The following is a 16,240-nucleotide window of genomic DNA, read 5'->3' as shown; positions in this document are numbered from 1 at the left end:
CTCGCGCAATAGCGGCAGGGAGACCGGCGATGATCGTGCCCCACCTTTCCAACGCTGAACTCATGAGCATGTTTGCGATCGCGGCATTCGGCGCGATCGCTGTCGGCGCCATGCCCTGCAAAGGAGCCGTTCGCATGTGCTGGCGCTCGCTACTCGTTGTCGTCGGCGCGGTGCTTGCCGTGCTGGCGTTCGAGCTGGTACCCCTGCTGACGTAAATCGTTTTTGCGGATTTTCACCATTAAGGGTTGACCCCTTACGGAAGAGCCGATATTATCTCGGTCTCGTTGGGGCGTTAGCTCAGTTGGTAGAGCAGCGGACTCTTAATCCGTAGGTCGAGTGTTCGAGTCACTCACGCCCCACCAAACGAATTTTGAAAAAGGCTGCTACGCCGTGCAGCCTTTTTTATTCCCGGTAGCATCGGGGCGTTAGCTCAGTTGGTAGAGCAGCGGACTCTTAATCCGTAGGTCGAGTGTTCGAGTCACTCACGCCCCACCAAAGTACGACAGCGAAGGCTGCGCCACGTGCAGCCTTTTTTGTTCCCGGCAGCACCGGGGCGTTAGCTCAGTTGGTAGAGCAGCGGACTCTTAATCCGTAGGTCGAGTGTTCGAGTCACTCACGCCCCACCAGATGCATGACGAAGGCCGCACGCTGTGCGGCCTTCGTCGTTTCTGCCCGCCCATGCTCCGCCTCCGGCCGGTCATCCCCTGTCATCCGATTCCTACAGTCGATTCAGCCGCGACCGATAGTCCGCGAAACGCGTGCCATCTAAGCTGGATTCACGTCGTTGCGGGTCGCACGGCCACCCCTTGCTTCAGGAGACGCATCATGAATACGACGAAGTCGATTCTCGTTGTCATCACGGCACTCGCGATGGGCTCGCCCCTGGTCGGCTGCACGCTGGGCGGCGCTGCCGCGGGTGGGGTCATCGGGCACGAAGCCACCGGCGGCAGCACTGCCGGCACCATCGGCGGCGCGGTCGTCGGCGGGGTCATCGGGCACGAGTTGGGCAAGTAACGTTGCCGCTCGGCCCGGCGGACGCCGTCATCGCCCCACGGCATAGAGTGGGGAGTTGGCGGCGTAGCCGTACATGATCAGTACCGCACCCACCAAGGCGTCTGCCGCCGCCCGGGCCTCCGCCACATTCGCATAACGCTTGGCCTGTGCCGTGCAGGTCGCGTAATGACGCGCGCCATGCCTTAACGCGCCGTCGTGCCGACCGATAAACGCCGCCTGGCGGCCGCTCCATACGAAGTAGCCTTCACACCTCGCCATCTCCGGCGGCCGCCTGACCGTCAAGTCCTCCTTCTGCGAAGCCTCGCCCGCCTTGTGCAAGCGCCACTGACGCTTGATCGCCGCATCCGACCAGCGTCCCATGCCAATGTCTTTTCCTCGGTTCTTTGCCATTGCTCCCTCCTGGAGTTTGCCTGCGGCACTGCGCTCGCGGGCACTCCGATAATGGTGAACAATAACGCGGTGAAGTGGGATGGGGAGTGTCCGATATGCGATGCCACACCCTACGGCGACGCCCCACAAGACTCGATACTCGCTGCTCGTTATGCAAAGGAAACCAAACCGCGCTCTCGCGCCTCATGATTGGCCGCAAGGGAAGACGAGCCCGCTATCTTCCGGCAAACATAGCGCGGCGAACGCACAACAGTGCTGCACTGCACACCATGCAAGCCATCCGCATTGTCTACACTGAAGGTCTCGTTCTCTTCGGAAGATGGATCCGTTGGCCTCAACGGCATCCGCGAAACCAGGACATGGCGACCGTCACCTTCGCACCCGCAATTCAGCGCCACGTCTGCGTTGACGATCAATGCATCGATGGACCGACTGTCCATGCCGTGCTCGCGCAATGCGTGACGCTCACGCCCGAGTTGCGTGGCTACCTGTTCAACGATCAGGGACGATTGCGTGCGCACGTCGCGGTCTTTGTCGATGGCCGGCTGATCCGCGACCGACACACGCTGGGCGACACGCTGAACGACGCCAGCCGCGTGTATGTCGCCCAGGCGCTCTCGGGCGGATAAGGGAGCACGGCGCAAGCGGCAGATGAATGCGCGAGCATCGAACAAGACTCGCGCGAGCCAAGGAGGCAGATCGTGAAACACGTCACCGGAGCCACGTTGCTGGTTGCCACCCGCAAGGGATTGTTCACATGGCAGCGTGAGGACGCCGTCTGGCGCCTGAAGTCGAGCGCGCCCGACTTTCCCGGCGAGCCCGTGAGCATGGTGCTGCGCGACCCGCGCGACGGCACCGATTACGCCGCGCTCAATCTGGGTCACTTCGGCGTGAAGCTCTGGTGCCGCGAACGCGACGCAAACGAGTGGACCGAACTCTCACCGCCGGCCTTCGCCCCACAAATAGAACAGTCCGAAGCATCGGCGGACGATGCGCAGGCGTTGTCGGCACCGTCGGCACCCTCGGTCTCACTGCTCTGGTCGCTCGAAGCCGCGGGGCCCGACGCCCCCGGCGTTCTCTGGGCAGGCACGATTCCCGGTGGCCTCTTCCGCTCCCACGATCGAGGCCGCACCTGGACACTGGTGCAAAGCTTGTGGGATCGCCCCGAGCGCGCCGAATGGATGGGGGGCGGCTACGATCACCCCGGCATTCATTCGATCTGTATCGATCCGCGCGACAGCCGACAGGTGAGCGTCGCCATCTCGACCGGCGGCGTCTGGCGCACACGTGACGACGGACACACCTGGGCTTTGGCGGCCAGCGGCATGGAAGCCGATTACATGCCGCCCGAACGACGCCTCGATCCGAATGCGCAGGACGTCCACCGTCTCGTGCAATGCCGCGACGCCCCCAACGCCCTGTGGGCACAGCATCACAACGGCATCTTCCGCAGCCTCGACTACGGCGCCTCGTGGCGGCGGATTCAAGCGTCACCGTCGAGTTTCGGTTTTGCTGTCGCCGTCGATCCGCACGACCCCGATGTCGCGTGGTTCGTACCGGCCCAGCGCGACGCCTGTCGCATGCCGGTCGACGCCCGTCTCGTCGTCATTCGCACGCGCGATGGCGGCGAGTCGTTCACATCGCTCTCGCACGGACTGCCGGAGGTGCCGTCCTACGATCTGATCTATCGCCACGGCCTGGATATCGACGCCACCGGCCACTCGCTCGCCATGGGCTCGACCACCGGCGCGCTGTGGGTCAGCGACAACGCAGGCGAGCAGTGGCAATGCCTGTCCACGCACTTGCCCCCTATCTACGCCGTGCGCTTCGTGTAGCGGGCGTCTTGTCGTTCGAGATGCCGAGCGTCTCGCCGCCGCGCCCTCGCCCGTTTTGCTGAAGGAAACCTTCAGTTAGCGCATTTCGCGTCGTAGATAGAGATAGGCGAACTGGCTTCATTGATCCCCCCGTCACGCGTTGCTTGGCGTGTCGCACGCGCCGACGTCGGTGCGTGCGACAAGGTCGCGTCTTCCTGCTGAGCGTCGGCGTGCACCGCGCAGCGATCGGCAACCCGGCCTCGCAACGCAAGTGGGCCACAACGTCCCCCATGTCGTCCCGGCATCCAATCCCTAAATGGAGTCACCCGAATGCGAATCGCCGACCTGAAGATCCGAACCCGACTGGCCATCGGTTTCGGCACGTTGCTAGCCCTGTTGTTGACCATGCTTGTCATCGCCCTGATGCGTTTCGTCGCCATCGAGCGCGACAACGAAGAACTACTCACCAGCGCGTGGGCCAAGGCCGATGCGGCACACAGCATCGATGCCATGGTGCGTGGCAACGGCCGCCGCATGCTGGAGATCTTCACGATCACCGACGCCGCGCAACGCAACACCATCAACCAGCGTATCGACGCCAATCTCAGCCGGATCGCCGAGGCGCAGGCCGTGCTCGACAAGTACGTGGTGTCGGCGCAAGGCAAACAATTGATGACCTCGATCCGGCAACACAACGACGCGTTTGTGACGGCACGTCGTGCGACGCTCGCCGCATTGACCTCGGGCGAGCGAGACTTGGCGCTGGACGTCACCCATCGCGACGCCCTCCCCGCGCTCGACGCCATGCAGGCCGAAGCCGCCGAACTGGTCACGCTCCAGAAAAGGATCGTCGACGACACCGGCGCCACAACGCGCGCCGGCATCGTCTTCGCCAAATGGCTGCTCATCGCCATCGGTGCAGCGGCAACCCTCCTGGGCATCGGCGCCGCCTGGTCGGTCACGCGCAGCATCACGCGTCCGCTCGCGCGCGCCGTGGCCGTGGCCGAGCGCGTGGCACAGGGCGATCTCACGAGCCGCATCGACGTGACAAGCCGCGACGAGACGGGCCAATTGATGGGCGCGCTCAAGCATATGAATGAAAGTCTGGAACACATTGTGCGACGCGTACGACACGGCACAGCCGCCATCGCCTCGGCGTCGGGGCAATTGCTTGCCGGCAACACCGATCTGTCGTCCCGCACCGAAGAGCAGGCCGCATCCCTGGAAGAGACCGCCTCGTCGATGGAAGAGTTGACGGCCACCGTGCGCCAGAATGCCGATAACGCGCGGCAAGCCAGCCAATTGGCCACGAACGCGTCGGAAATCGCCGGTGAAGGCGGCCGGGTGGTCGAACGTGCGGTCGCCTCGATGCAGGGAATTGCGGCCAGCTCGACGAAGATCAACGACATCATTGGCGTGATCGACGGCATTGCCTTCCAGACCAATATCCTCGCCCTGAACGCCGCCGTCGAAGCGGCGCGTGCCGGCGAGCAGGGTCGCGGTTTCGCCGTCGTGGCGGGCGAAGTGCGCACACTCGCCCAACGCAGCGCCGCCGCTGCCAAGGAGATCAAGACACTCATCGAGACGTCTGTCGGCAAGGTCGAAGACGGCTCGGCACAAGTGCGCGACGCCGGTCGCACGATGGCGGAAATCGTGCAGGCCGTGCAGCGCGTGACCGACATCATGGGCGAGATCTCGGCAGCATCGAGCGAGCAATCGGGCGGCATCGAGCAGGTCAACACCGCCGTCATGCAGATGGACCAGGTCACGCAGCAAAATGCCGCGCTCGTCGAGCAGGCCACGGCGGCCGCCGGGTCGTTGGAAGATCAGGCGCGCAATCTGCGCGACGCCGTCGCCGTGTTTCGGCTGACCGATGGCGACGTCGTCACATCCGTGCTCGACGACGCCGCCCGGACGGCCGCCAACGGCCCGCGGGGCGACGTGCTGGCGTTCGCCCGGGCGCGCCATACCGCGTAATCGGCATCATCGGCATCATCGGCGCCCTCGCCGTTCCGGCCGTGCCGCTGGGGCGTGCCGGCGAGGCGCCGCGCCGGCCGGCAGGCGGTGCCGCCGCCCGGCGCAAACCCCCATGCCTGCTGGGCTTCCAGCCGATGTCACGGTCAGCGCGGCATGGAGACATTGGAGTATGATGGCTGCTGCTATGCTTTTTCCCACCGTCTGGAAAAGAGGTGTACCGTGGCCCGAAAGACCCCCATCGAGCGCTACCGAAACATCGGCATCAGTGCTCACATCGACGCTGGCAAGACAACGACGACCGAGCGCATCCTGTTCTACACAGGCGTCAACCACAAGCTGGGCGAAGTCCACGAAGGCGCTGCCACGATGGACTGGATGGAGCAGGAACAAGAGCGCGGCATCACGATCACGTCTGCCGCGACGACCTGCTTCTGGCGCGGCATGGCTGGCAACTATCCCGAACACCGCATCAACATCATCGACACGCCGGGCCACGTCGACTTCACGATTGAAGTCGAGCGCTCGATGCGCGTGCTCGACGGCGCCTGCATGGTCTACGATTCGGTCGGCGGTGTGCAACCGCAGTCAGAGACTGTCTGGCGGCAAGCCAACAAGTACAAGGTGCCGCGCATCGCGTTCGTCAACAAGATGGACCGCGTGGGTGCCGACTTCTTCCGCGTGCACAAGCAGATTCACGAGCGTCTGCGCGGCAATGCCGTGCCCATCCAGATTCCGATCGGCGCCGAGGACAGTTTCCAGGGCGTGGTCGATCTCGTGAAGATGAAAGGCATCGTCTGGGATGAGGAATCGAAGGGCGTGAAGTTCGAATACGTCGACATTCCGGCCAATCTCAAGGACACGGCGCAGGAATGGCACGACAAGATGATCGAAGCCGCCGCCGAGGCCGATGAGGCGCTGCTCGAGAAGTATCTTGGCGGCGATACGCTGACCGAGGCCGAGATCCGGCAGGGGCTGCGCAAGCGTACCGTCGCGGGTGAAATCGTGCCGATGCTGTGCGGCACCGCGTTCAAGAACAAGGGCGTGCAGGCCATGCTCGACGCCGTGATCGATTACCTGCCGTCGCCCGTCGACGTGCCCGCCATCGCCGGTCACGACGAAGACGACAAGGAGATCGAACGTCACCCGTCGGACGACGAGCCGTTCTCCGCCCTCGCCTTCAAGATCATGACGGACCCGTTCGTCGGCCAGTTGATCTTCTTCCGCGTGTATTCGGGCGTGATCGACTCGGGCGCCACCGTCTTCAACCCGACCAAGGACAAGAAGGAACGCTTGGGGCGTATCTTGCAGATGCACGCCAATCAACGCATCGAGATCAAGGAAGTGCGGGCGGGCGATATCGCCGCGGCGGTCGGTCTGAAGGAAGCGACGACCGGCGACACGCTGTGCGATCCGAACGCCGTGATCATTCTGGAGAAGATGGAATTCCCCGAGCCGGTGATTTCGCAGGCGGTCGAGCCCAAGACCAAGGCGGACCAGGAGAAGATGGGCCTCGCGCTCAATCGGCTGGCGCAGGAAGACCCGTCGTTCCGCGTGAAGACCGACGAAGAGTCCGGCCAGACGATCATCTCGGGCATGGGCGAGCTGCACCTCGAAATTCTGGTCGATCGCATGCGCCGCGAGTTCGGCGTGGAAGCCACCGTCGGCAAGCCGCAGGTCGCCTATCGCGAAACCGTGCGCAAGAAAATCGAAGACGTGCAGGGCAAGTTCGTCAAGCAGTCGGGCGGACGCGGCCAGTATGGCGACGTGGTCATCACGCTGGAGCCGGACAAGGAAAAGCCGTATGAATTCGTCGATGCGATCAAGGGCGGCGTGGTGCCACGCGAGTTTATCCCGGCCGTGGACAAGGGCATTCGCGAGACGCTGAACAACGGCGTAGTGGCCGGTTATCCGGTCGTCAACGTGAAGGTTACGCTCACGTTCGGGTCGTACCATGACGTGGACTCGAACGAAAACGCGTTCCGCATGGCGGGCTCGATGGCGTTCAAGGAGGCGATGCGCCGTGCCGACCCGGTGCTGCTCGAGCCGATGATGGCGGTCGAAGTCGAGACGCCCGAAGAGTTCATGGGCAACGTGATGGGCGACCTGTCCGGGCGGCGCGGCATGTTGCAGGGCATGGACGACATCGTGGGCGGCGGCAAGATCGTGCGCGCCGAGGTGCCGCTGTCGGAAATGTTCGGTTACTCGACCTCGTTGCGCTCGCTCACGCAAGGACGCGCCACATACACGATGGAATTCAAGCATTACGCCGAAGCGCCGAGGAACGTGGCCGACGCGATTATTTCGACCAAGAAGTAACGCGTCATCGGATGTCGGACGCGATGTCGGGCGCGGCGGGTCAGGATTGACCGCCGCGCCCGATGTCTTTGTCCGGCTGTCGCGTTTGCCAACGCGCTGACTGCCTCGCCGTCATAAGGCGTGATCGGTCCGAGGGAATCGGGCGCGCTCAGTAAGTGCGCAGATGCTCGGCGTGATGCGACAGATGATCCGCCATGAAGGTCTGAATGAAGTAGTAGCCGTGGTCGTAGCCGTGGTGGCGTCGCAGGTTCAACGGCTGACCGGCATCCTGGCAGGCGCGCTCGAAGAGGTGCGGATGCAGTTGCGATTCGAGGAATTGATCGTTCAAGCCCTGATCGATCAGGATACCGCCCGGAAACACCACCTGCCCGGCCTTCGCCATCAGTTCGCTCGCGTCATATTGGCGCCACGTCTCTCGATCCGCGCCCAGATATCCCGCGAATGCCTTCTCGCCCCATGGGCAACGCGTTGGCGCCGCGATCGGCGCGAATGCCGACACCGAGCGGAATTTGTCAGGGTTGCGCAGTGCGAGCGTCAGGGCACCATGCCCGCCCATGGAGTGGCCGAAGATGCCGATGCGTCCCGCGTCGATCGGCAACGATTGCGTCACCAATCCGTAGAGTTCGTCGACGATATAGCTGTACATGCGATAGTGCGCGGACCACGGTGCCTGTGTCGCGTCGAGATAAAAGCCGGCGCCGACGCCGAAATCCCAGGCATCGGTCTCGCCCGGCACGCCAGCGCCACGCGGGCTGGTGTCGGGCGCAATCAGCGCCACGCCGTGTTCTGCAGCGAGCCATTGCGCGCCGCCCTTGACCATGAACGTTTCTTCCGTGCAGGTCAGCCCCGCGAGATAGAACAGCGCCGGCACCGCGCGGCCGTCACGCGCCTGAGGCGGGATGAACACCGAGAAACGCATCGGCAGGCCGATGACCGTCGACGTATGGCGATAGAAGCGTTGCGCACCACCGAAACAACGGTGTTCGGAAATGAGTTCGAGCATGACGAAATCCGGGAGGGTTCGGGAAGTCGGCCATGGCGCCGCGCCGCCGGGAGCGTGGCAACCATTGCGATGATGGCCGCTATCTTACCTCGCGAGGCGGCGGGTGACATCGGCTAGGTGTGTGGGGTGCGCCGCGTGCGTGGGCGTGCGCTGAACGACGCCCCCTATGTCTCGCTTGTCGCTTCGCCCGCTTTCCCCAGCATCACCAGGCGAATTGATACCCCACCTGGCCGAACACATTCCGCCGGAACGCCCCGCCAATGCTGTGTTCGTATTTCACGCTCGCATAGACTTGGGAACGCTTGCCGAAGCTACCCGTCAGGCCGACGCCGACGTCGTACCACGTCTTGCCCAACTGCGTCGGGAACGCAATGCCGCTCACCGTGGTCTGGCCCGGCGAAAAGAAGTCATGCAGCACGTTGGCAGCAAAGTACGGCGTCACGGTCGACGTATGCAGGGCGTTGCTCATCCCCGACTTAAGCAGACGGAAGCCAATACGCCCGCGAAGCGCATTCGTCGTATTCGTGCCAACCGGCGAGATGCCGTCGCCGAAGCCGTTCAGGTGCACGTACTGGTACAGCAACTGCGCTTGCGGTTCGATCGCCACGCCAGTGGAACCGAGGGCCATCCGTTGGCCAATTTCGCCCGACAGGCCGACACCGAAACCGTTTTGGCTCGCGCCGACGCCATAAATATCGGCGTAGCGGTTCTGGTAATGCGTCAGTTGGCCCACGCCGTCGAAATAGCTGCCGTTCGCGGCGTAGCGGGTCCAGTAGCCACCGATTGACTGCGCCTGTGTCTGCACGCTGCCAGTCGTGGTCGAGCCGATGACGCTTCGCGCGCTGTCGGTGAACGAGGCCGACGACGAACCGAACGTCATCGTGGCACCGGCGTGCGTGCTGGCGCCATCGTCGTCGCGCGCCAGCGTCCAGTCACGGCCGATCTGCGCGAAGAATGTACGCTCGTTCGTCGCGTAGCGATCGCTTGCCTCGGCATCGAGATTCTGCCCGCCAATGCGACCCCAGACGCCGTTGGCATGCTCGGGCGCGGGGTCCGGGTTCGCGATGTCGCGCACCCGTTCGTTCAGGCGACCGAGGATGCTGAAACCGTAGTCCGTATTGAGTTGCGGCGCCACCGCGTAGCCGGCGATACCCGGACGATAGGCGATCGGTGCGTCGGTTGTCGAGGCAGACCCCGTCGACGCGGGAGCGAGCAGGTACGAGCGGAGATACCAGTCATTTGCGCCGGTCGGACTCCCCCGATACAACAGATACTCATACGCACCCGCTTGCAACGCCGAGGCGAGGCGGAAGCTGTTCGTGGCAGACGTGCCGCCAACTTGCACCACGCGGATGCCGTCGCCCACGGTCAGGACCCCCGTGCCCGTGCCATTGATCCTCAGCGCCGTGTCGCCGCCAGTGTTGCCGGCGACAATGAGCCGGTCCGTTTGCGTCGCGGCACCGCCCTCGTTGAGGACGGTGTTCAGCGTGACTAAACCGTTCGCGCCGATGTAGTTGCCGGCCACGTTAAGCGTGTTGCCGATGACGCCCGATGCCGCAGCGAGGTTGACGGTGCCCGCGTTGGTCAGATCGCCACCGATGGTGAACGTGCCGTTGCCGCTTGTTGCAAACGCGCTCAAGGCATTCCCGACAGCCACCGTGCCGCTATTCGTCACCGCGCCTGACACGATGCCGTAGCCGCCCAGCGTCGCACCTGCGGCGACGCTCGTCTGCGCGGACGCGATCGAGGCCGTCGCGTGCGCGGCATCGCCCACGGCCAACGTGCCGGCGAGCACGTTCGTGTCGCCGGTGTACGTGTTCGCTGCGGTAAGCACCGTGGTACCGGAACCCAGTTGATTCACCGATCCTGTGCCGCCGACAAGGTTATCGAACGTGAAGGTATCGCTACGGTTGAAGGCCAGCGTGGCGTTGTCGGTGATGTCACCGATGACGCTACCGCTGGTGCCACCGTTGCCGATTTGCAGCGTGCCCTGCGAGATCGTCCACGGCGTGGACGTAATGCCCGTGCCAGTTAGCGACCAGGTGCCCGTGCCGGTTTTCGTGTAGGTATTGAAATTCTGGTATTGGGCCGTGCTGCCGACAGTGGAGATGTCGAACACCGCATTGGTGCTGCCGCCCAGAATGAAAGCGTTGTTCGTTCCCGCGGCTGACGCGACAACATTGCCAACGATGGTGGAGCCGGCCTGAAGCTCGAGCGAAAATGCTGCCACGGTGGTACTTCGAATGGCAACGCTCTGGCCTGCACCGGCTTGAATCAGGCCGCTATTGACGACGCTGACACCGACCGTGTTGGCAATGGCGATGCCGCCATTGCCCCCCACGATCGTGCCCGTATTGACAATGGCGTTGGGACTGCCAGCCGCTCGCACGGCGACACCAATACTGCCTGTGGTGTTGACACCGGTCAGATCCGAACCGCCTTGTATGGTGCCGTGGTTGACGAGCGTTGCGCCGCCTGTAGACCAGTTGACGCCAGTGCCTCCGGCCCCCCCTGTGCTGTTGCCCCCCTGAATCAACCCATTGTTGGTCACCACCGCGCCGTTCCCGATCTGCGTGCCAGCGCCGCCGGGGCTATCGTGGTAGCGCTGCCCCCGGTGATCGTACCGTTGTTCACGAGTGACGCCGCATTCACGACGGCGCCCACGCCAGTGACGACACCTCCGGCAATGCCGGCCCCCGAGATGTTGCCGTTATTGACGAATGATGTCGTGGAAGAAACGCCGTTCAAATTGATGCCCGCCCTCGCGGCGGTCGCGCCGACACCGGTACCCACCAGCGTTCCGTCAAACGTGATGGGCGTGCCAGACCAGACTAACGCCGATCCCGACAGCGTGAAGCCCTGCGTATCTAACGTGATGGCTTTTGTCGCCGTGGGCAGCGTGCCGCTGGCCGAGAAACTGCTGCCCAGTTGAATGGTCGCGCTTGCGTCGCTCGATGCATTGGCATTGTTGATTGCCTGGACAAGCTCCGCCTGACTATTCACCACGTACGTGGCTGCGTGAGTTGCGCCGGGAAGTGCCCCCGCGACGGCAAATGCTATGCACGAAAGCTTGAAGTAGCCGCCGCGCTTCGCACGCTCCGCAGATAGCCGGCGCGCGCTCCGCCACGGGGTGTTCGCATGAGTTGCCGGCCCACGATCATTCACCGCAACGTGTCTATTCCGCATTCTCGCTGTCCCCCTTACACGCCATGCCCCGTATTTCACGGCCAAAGTACCCCGGGTGCGCAAATTATCGGAAGAATCGGAAAGGGTTTCTATCAAAATGATGGGATTGCTGCGACGGTGCAACAGAAATTTTTGGCATGCCTAACCTTTGTTAAGTCGCACGCCGAAACAGCGGACAGGCTTGCAGGACAAGGCAATAAAATATCTACACACGTGGATCTACGCATCGCTCGCGCTCGGTGTCGAGAAGATCGACCGGGAGCGCCTGGTTGACGTGAAAGTTGGCCCGACTCCCAAAGATGAGCAAAATTGAATGACGTTACGCCCCCCGGGCGCCGGCATTTGAGAAGTTTGATGTCAGAAAAACACCGATTATTTATGTAAATTGACGCCGACATTGCGCGCCGGATGAAAGCGATTCAATGGCCTACTAAATATCCGGGAAATAGACGGGTTCGAATTATTCTGATAGCGAACTTGAGCGAGGTACACCGATGGACGGAAGACCCATCAGGTTTGCGAAGCCGGATTACGCCGCCAAACGACCTATTGCATCGCAGTGCAACATTTGCAGGCTATCCGCGCCAAACGCTCGCGATGAGCAATGTCGCGCAACTTGACTTCGCACGGAATTGATTCAGGTTACGCCGCCCCCCGAACGCGAGCGCCTCCAGTCACCGGACGAACGCACGACTCGACAATCTCGAAGATCCGTATCGGCTGTTTCGCTGCCGATCGATGTTGAACTGCACCAACCTTTGCCCTAAGGGATTGAACCCAGCGAAGGCCATCGGCGAGATCAAAATCATGCTGGTACGCCGGACCCATTAAACCGAACGCCGCGCGAGCCCCCGGAAAACCGATCCACGTGCGACCGGCCGGCCCGAGCGTGGACGGTGCCAAGTCGGTGACGCTCACGCGATCCGACCCGCTTGAGGTCGTACGGCCTTCGACGAGAAACGCCCCCTCCCCTTTCGCCCCCAGTGCCGAACCGGGACGATCGCCGGGGCGGCCATGCATAACGACCTACGGCAGCCGCGCCGACACAGGCGCCCCGTGGCATGCCATCGCTTTCGCACGCCATTCCCACACGTCTCAAAAAATTTGTCACGATTTCTAAACTTTTCGCCGCGCACGTCGCTATACGGTAAAGGATGTGGGTGACGTGCGGTGATCTGTTGCACCGCGCTCGACGCGAGATTTTCGCCGCCGGGAGATTTGTCACATTTACCGGCTATGATGCTTCGCGCCATGTGAGACGCGAATGGCGATCAGGCCGCGTCAGGCACACCGAGCCCCGTCCCGAAAGGCAGTCGCAGCAACGTCGTCCATCATCAGTGCACAAGAAGCATCGCGCCACCATTGCCGGCACAGTCCACGCCAAGGACTGGTCAGGACAAGGACGACGATGCATGACACCGACCAGATCATCAGAGATTTACCGGGGCCCCTATGAAGCTGATCCTGCTGGCGCTTGCCGCCTCGCTATTTACGCTCGTCATGATGGTACAGGCGCGCAGCGAAGCCGACGACGTAGGTATCTCCGCCGCCCGCGCGCAACCGCCGGGCGTCATCGTCAGTGACCGCGTACGTACGCGCAAGGACATGGCAATGTGGAACGCTCGCCGCAAGATGCACGCGGTGCGTCAGGAAGACTGACGCGGCAAGGGCATCGTTTCCCGTGCAGCAACATGCTGCAACGCACCAAACTTGGGCATCCTCCGCAACCGTCCTATAGTGGAAGGGAAATTCAGGCGAGGAGACAAGAACGATGCCCGTACTTCACTTCAACCTTTACGACCTGACCCTGTTCCTGCCGATGGCCGTGGCCGGTGCATTGCTCGTTGGCGGCATTCCCGTCACCACACGGGCCACGCGCTACAGTCTGCGCGCGGTCGGTGCCGTGGTCGGCGCCCTCGTCGCGTTGCTGGTCATGGAGGCGTTGCCCGTATTGGTGTAGCCACCGGGCGCCGCAGGCGGGCAACCCGCCATCCGATTCTGGATGGCGTTGCGTAGCGTTCACGCTTTCGACCCTGGTCAGCCCCTATCACGCCTGCCACGGCCTACCGCCCCTGAAGTGACGGCGGTCACGCCGCTGTCATCGCCGCCACCTATGCTGGTTTCCGGCAACCTCGGTTGCGCTGTCACCCTCTCTGTTGCGCCGCCGACCCGCTCGGCGGCCTTTTTTATGCCGAGGCCGAGGCCTCGCATCCCCACGCTTGCACTGGCATCGTTTTCTCCCGACGCGCACGCCGCCATCGCCTACAATCACCGGAAGTGCAACGCTTCGCGCCAAGTCTCCAGCGCTCGACATCCGGGACACCGCGCTACGCCGACAGAGGAGGTTTCCGTATGTCCGACGCGTTTTCCCGCGCCTTCGCCGTGGTCATCAATCAGTACCGCTCGCCCCGTCAGTACACCGTTTCGGTCGAACGCACGAGTGAGATGATCGCCAAAAATATCGGACTGTTCTCCGACGGCTTCGCCGCGGAACCGCATCTGATCGTCGGCTTGTTCGAATGCGAAGCCGACGCCTGGGCCCTCGCCCGACGTCTGCAGCGCACGCGCACGACCATGCAGGCACTGCTACAAACACCCGCGCGCGCCACCTCCGTCTCGCCGCCCGAACTCGATCCTAGCGACTGACGCCTCCCCCTCGCGCCTCCGAACTTGCGCGCTTCCGAACTTCCTCCCCTCCCTCGCAACGACGGCTGTCGATCGAAAAAACGTCCCCGGGCGTTCGCTTGCACGAGTAGAATTCGGAATTCCAGATATCATCGATGTCGGTAAGTGCCCGAATCCCATGTCGAACTCCGCTAGCCACGCCGACTTCCCAGCGTCCGGTCCGTCGCCCGCGACTCATGCAGCGCTTGCGCCCCTTGGGCCACTCGCCAGCACGCCGGTGCTGATCGACCTGGTCTATTCGCGTCTGCGCGACGCCATCGCCGATCTCACATTGCCGCCGGGCGAGCGCATCCGGCAGGCCGAGTTGGCCGATGCGCTGGGCGTGTCGCGTCAGCCCGTCAGCCATGCGTTGCAGTTGCTCAAGCGCGACGGTCTGGTCTGCGACAGCGGGCGCCAAGGGCTCGAGGTCGCGCCGATCGACGCCGACCATCTTCGCCAGCTCTATCAGGTGCGCACCGCGCTGGACGGTCTGGCCGCCCGGTTGGCAGCCACGCGCATGGCACAGGGCACGCTGACCGACGCCGAATTGCGCCGCCTGCAGGACGCCGTCGCCGCCGGCATGGCGATGGCACGAGGCACGCCGGTGGCGCGTCAAGTCCGCGTGGAGGTTGCCTTCCACACGGCGCTGCATGACGCCTCGGGCAACCCATTGATCGCGCAGACGGTGGCGCCGCAATGGCCGCACATCATGCGGGCGATGGCGGCAACGCTCGGCGCGATGCCAATGCAGGAAGTCGTCTGGCATGAGCATGGGGAAATCGCCGCGCGCATCGCCGCGGGCGACGCCATCGGCGCCGAAGCCGCCGCCCGCGAACACACCGAAGCCGACGGCGGCCAGTCGCGACGCGCGTGGCTCGCCCGACTGGCGGGGACCAACTGACGATGCAAGCCGTTATCTCTGCTGCCCTGCCCGTCTTCGGGCTGATCTTCGTGGGCTATCTCTGCGCTCGCCGGGCCTGGCTCGGCGAGGGCGCCCTCGACGCCCTCAATCGCTTCGTCGTCTATCTTGCCCTGCCCGCCGTACTGTTCCAGTCGATGGCGCAGATTACGTGGGCGGAACTGGTCAATCCGGGGTTTCTGGGGGCGTTCGGCGGCGGCATGGCGGCAACGTTCGCACTGTCGTTCCTGCCCGATCGCACGGTGCGCGGACGGCTGACCGATGCGAGCATCGAAGGCATGGGCGCCGCCTATCCGAACGCCGGGTTCATGGGACTGCCGCTGTGTCTCGTGGTCTTCGGTCCGGCCAGCGTGCCGGCGGTTGTCGTTGCGATGCTGCTCACCGCCACCGTGCTCTTCGCGATCTCGATCGCGATCATCGAGACGGATCTGCAAGCCACGCCGAACTGGCGTCGCACGGCAGGCTTCGTGGTCCGCGCGCTGGTGCGCAATCCGCTTGTCGTCTCACCGTTCGCCGGCATGGCATTTGCGGGCGCCGGTATCGCGTTGCCCGCCCCCGTGCTGCACCTCACGACACTGCTCGGCGGTGCCGCGAGTCCCTGCGCATTGGTCGCGATCGGCCTGTTTCTCGCGCAGCGATCGGGCGCGGCGCGAGAGCCGCGCATGGCACGGGCGGTCGGGCGTCTCGTCGGACTCAAGCTGGTGTTTCAACCGGCAATCACGGCGTTCCTGGCGTTCCGCGTTTTCGATCTTCCGGCGATCTGGGCGCACAGTGCCCTGCTGCTCTCGGCCCTGCCCATCGGCACCGGTCCGTTCATGCTCGCGCAATTGTACGGACGCGAAGCCACCGTCGCTTCGCGCGCGATTCTGATGTCGACGGTGCTCTCCGTGGTAACGGTGTCGCTGCTGATCGGGTGGTTCAGCGTGCGTTAAGCGCGCAGAAAGCGACGCCCCGAGA

General features: G+C 63.6%; 15 protein-coding genes, 3 tRNA genes and 1 pseudogene. 15 read left to right on the top strand and 4 right to left on the bottom strand.

What is annotated here, in order from left to right:
- Positions 1-29 precede the first annotated feature (29 nt).
- The 5 genes from DRB87_RS09400 (at position 30) to DRB87_RS09380 (ending at position 1,014) form a co-directional block, all read left to right on the top strand.
- A complete protein-coding gene (locus tag DRB87_RS09400) occupies positions 30-215 on the top strand; it encodes a hypothetical protein (RefSeq protein WP_017233511.1) in 186 nt (61 codons plus the stop codon).
- A 71-nt stretch (positions 216-286) separates the two neighbouring features.
- Positions 287-362, top strand: a tRNA-Lys gene (locus DRB87_RS09395).
- A 57-nt stretch (positions 363-419) separates the two neighbouring features.
- A tRNA-Lys gene (locus DRB87_RS09390) sits at positions 420-495 on the top strand.
- Between the two features lie 55 nt (positions 496-550).
- Positions 551-626: transfer RNA gene (locus tag DRB87_RS09385), tRNA-Lys, on the top strand.
- A gap of 199 nt (positions 627-825) precedes the next feature.
- Positions 826-1,014, top strand: a complete 189-nt coding sequence (locus tag DRB87_RS09380; protein WP_130025699.1) for a glycine zipper 2TM domain-containing protein — start codon at positions 826-828, stop codon at positions 1,012-1,014.
- A 27-nt stretch (positions 1,015-1,041) separates the two neighbouring features.
- Here DRB87_RS09380 and DRB87_RS09375 read toward each other — a convergent pair whose 3' ends face one another.
- A complete protein-coding gene (locus DRB87_RS09375) occupies positions 1,042-1,404 on the bottom strand; it encodes a hypothetical protein (protein WP_130025698.1) in 363 nt (120 codons plus the stop codon).
- Between the two features lie 359 nt (positions 1,405-1,763).
- Between DRB87_RS09375 and DRB87_RS09370 the strand changes: the two genes are divergently transcribed.
- The 4 genes from DRB87_RS09370 (at position 1,764) to fusA (ending at position 7,511) form a co-directional block, all read left to right on the top strand.
- On the top strand, positions 1,764-2,033 hold the full coding sequence (locus DRB87_RS09370; RefSeq protein WP_026131863.1) for a MoaD/ThiS family protein: 270 nt from the start codon (positions 1,764-1,766) through the stop codon (positions 2,031-2,033).
- Between the two features lie 72 nt (positions 2,034-2,105).
- Positions 2,106-3,239 (top strand): exo-alpha-sialidase, encoded by a 1,134-nt coding sequence (locus tag DRB87_RS09365; RefSeq protein ID WP_130025696.1) that lies wholly within the window; start codon positions 2,106-2,108, stop codon positions 3,237-3,239.
- Positions 3,240-3,548: 309 nt separating this feature from the next.
- Positions 3,549-5,195 (top strand): methyl-accepting chemotaxis protein, encoded by a 1,647-nt coding sequence (locus DRB87_RS09360; RefSeq protein WP_130025695.1) that lies wholly within the window; start codon positions 3,549-3,551, stop codon positions 5,193-5,195.
- A 219-nt stretch (positions 5,196-5,414) separates the two neighbouring features.
- Positions 5,415-7,511 (top strand): elongation factor G, encoded by a 2,097-nt coding sequence (gene fusA / locus DRB87_RS09355; RefSeq protein WP_130025694.1) that lies wholly within the window; start codon positions 5,415-5,417, stop codon positions 7,509-7,511.
- A 148-nt stretch (positions 7,512-7,659) separates the two neighbouring features.
- Here the strand turns inward: fusA and fghA are convergent, their stop codons facing one another.
- The 3 genes from fghA to DRB87_RS09340 form a co-directional block, all read right to left on the bottom strand.
- Positions 7,660-8,514, bottom strand: a complete 855-nt coding sequence (fghA, locus tag DRB87_RS09350; RefSeq protein WP_130025693.1) for an S-formylglutathione hydrolase — start codon at positions 8,512-8,514, stop codon at positions 7,660-7,662.
- Between the two features lie 202 nt (positions 8,515-8,716).
- Positions 8,717-11,068 (bottom strand): autotransporter outer membrane beta-barrel domain-containing protein, encoded by a 2,352-nt coding sequence (locus DRB87_RS09345; RefSeq protein ID WP_130025692.1) that lies wholly within the window; start codon positions 11,066-11,068, stop codon positions 8,717-8,719.
- Positions 11,062-11,520 carry a hypothetical protein gene (locus tag DRB87_RS09340; protein ID WP_130025691.1) on the bottom strand — a complete coding sequence of 153 codons (459 nt, stop codon included), beginning with the start codon at positions 11,518-11,520 and terminating at the stop codon, positions 11,062-11,064. Before DRB87_RS09340 ends, DRB87_RS09345 begins: the two co-directional genes overlap by 7 nt.
- Positions 11,521-12,381: 861 nt before the next feature.
- On the opposite strand from DRB87_RS09340, the pseudogene sdhB reads away from it, so the two are divergent.
- The 6 genes and pseudogenes from sdhB to DRB87_RS09310 all read left to right on the top strand — a co-directional run.
- A pseudogene (gene sdhB, locus DRB87_RS23490) lies at positions 12,382-12,531 on the top strand (succinate dehydrogenase iron-sulfur subunit); the annotation flags it as partial.
- 621 nt (positions 12,532-13,152) lie between these two features.
- Complete coding sequence (locus DRB87_RS09330) at positions 13,153-13,359, top strand: hypothetical protein (protein ID WP_017232346.1); 207 nt, start codon at positions 13,153-13,155, stop codon at positions 13,357-13,359.
- Between the two features lie 112 nt (positions 13,360-13,471).
- Entirely contained in the window at positions 13,472-13,660 is a 189-nt protein-coding gene (locus DRB87_RS09325) for a hypothetical protein (RefSeq protein WP_130025690.1), read from the top strand.
- Between the two features lie 392 nt (positions 13,661-14,052).
- Entirely contained in the window at positions 14,053-14,346 is a 294-nt protein-coding gene (locus DRB87_RS09320; RefSeq protein ID WP_130025689.1) for a hypothetical protein, read from the top strand.
- A 157-nt stretch (positions 14,347-14,503) separates the two neighbouring features.
- Positions 14,504-15,265, top strand: a complete 762-nt coding sequence (locus DRB87_RS09315) for a GntR family transcriptional regulator (protein WP_130025688.1) — start codon at positions 14,504-14,506, stop codon at positions 15,263-15,265.
- Between the two features lie 2 nt (positions 15,266-15,267).
- Positions 15,268-16,215 (top strand): AEC family transporter, encoded by a 948-nt coding sequence (locus DRB87_RS09310; RefSeq protein WP_130025687.1) that lies wholly within the window; start codon positions 15,268-15,270, stop codon positions 16,213-16,215.
- Positions 16,216-16,240: the final 25 nt, after the last annotated feature.

The organism is Pandoraea sp. XY-2 (assembly GCF_004193915.1).
Taxonomy (GTDB): Bacteria; Pseudomonadota; Gammaproteobacteria; order Burkholderiales; family Burkholderiaceae; genus Pandoraea; species Pandoraea cepalis.
The sequence above is the reverse complement of the archived record's forward strand: the minus strand, read 5'-3'. Positions and strand labels throughout refer to the sequence as shown.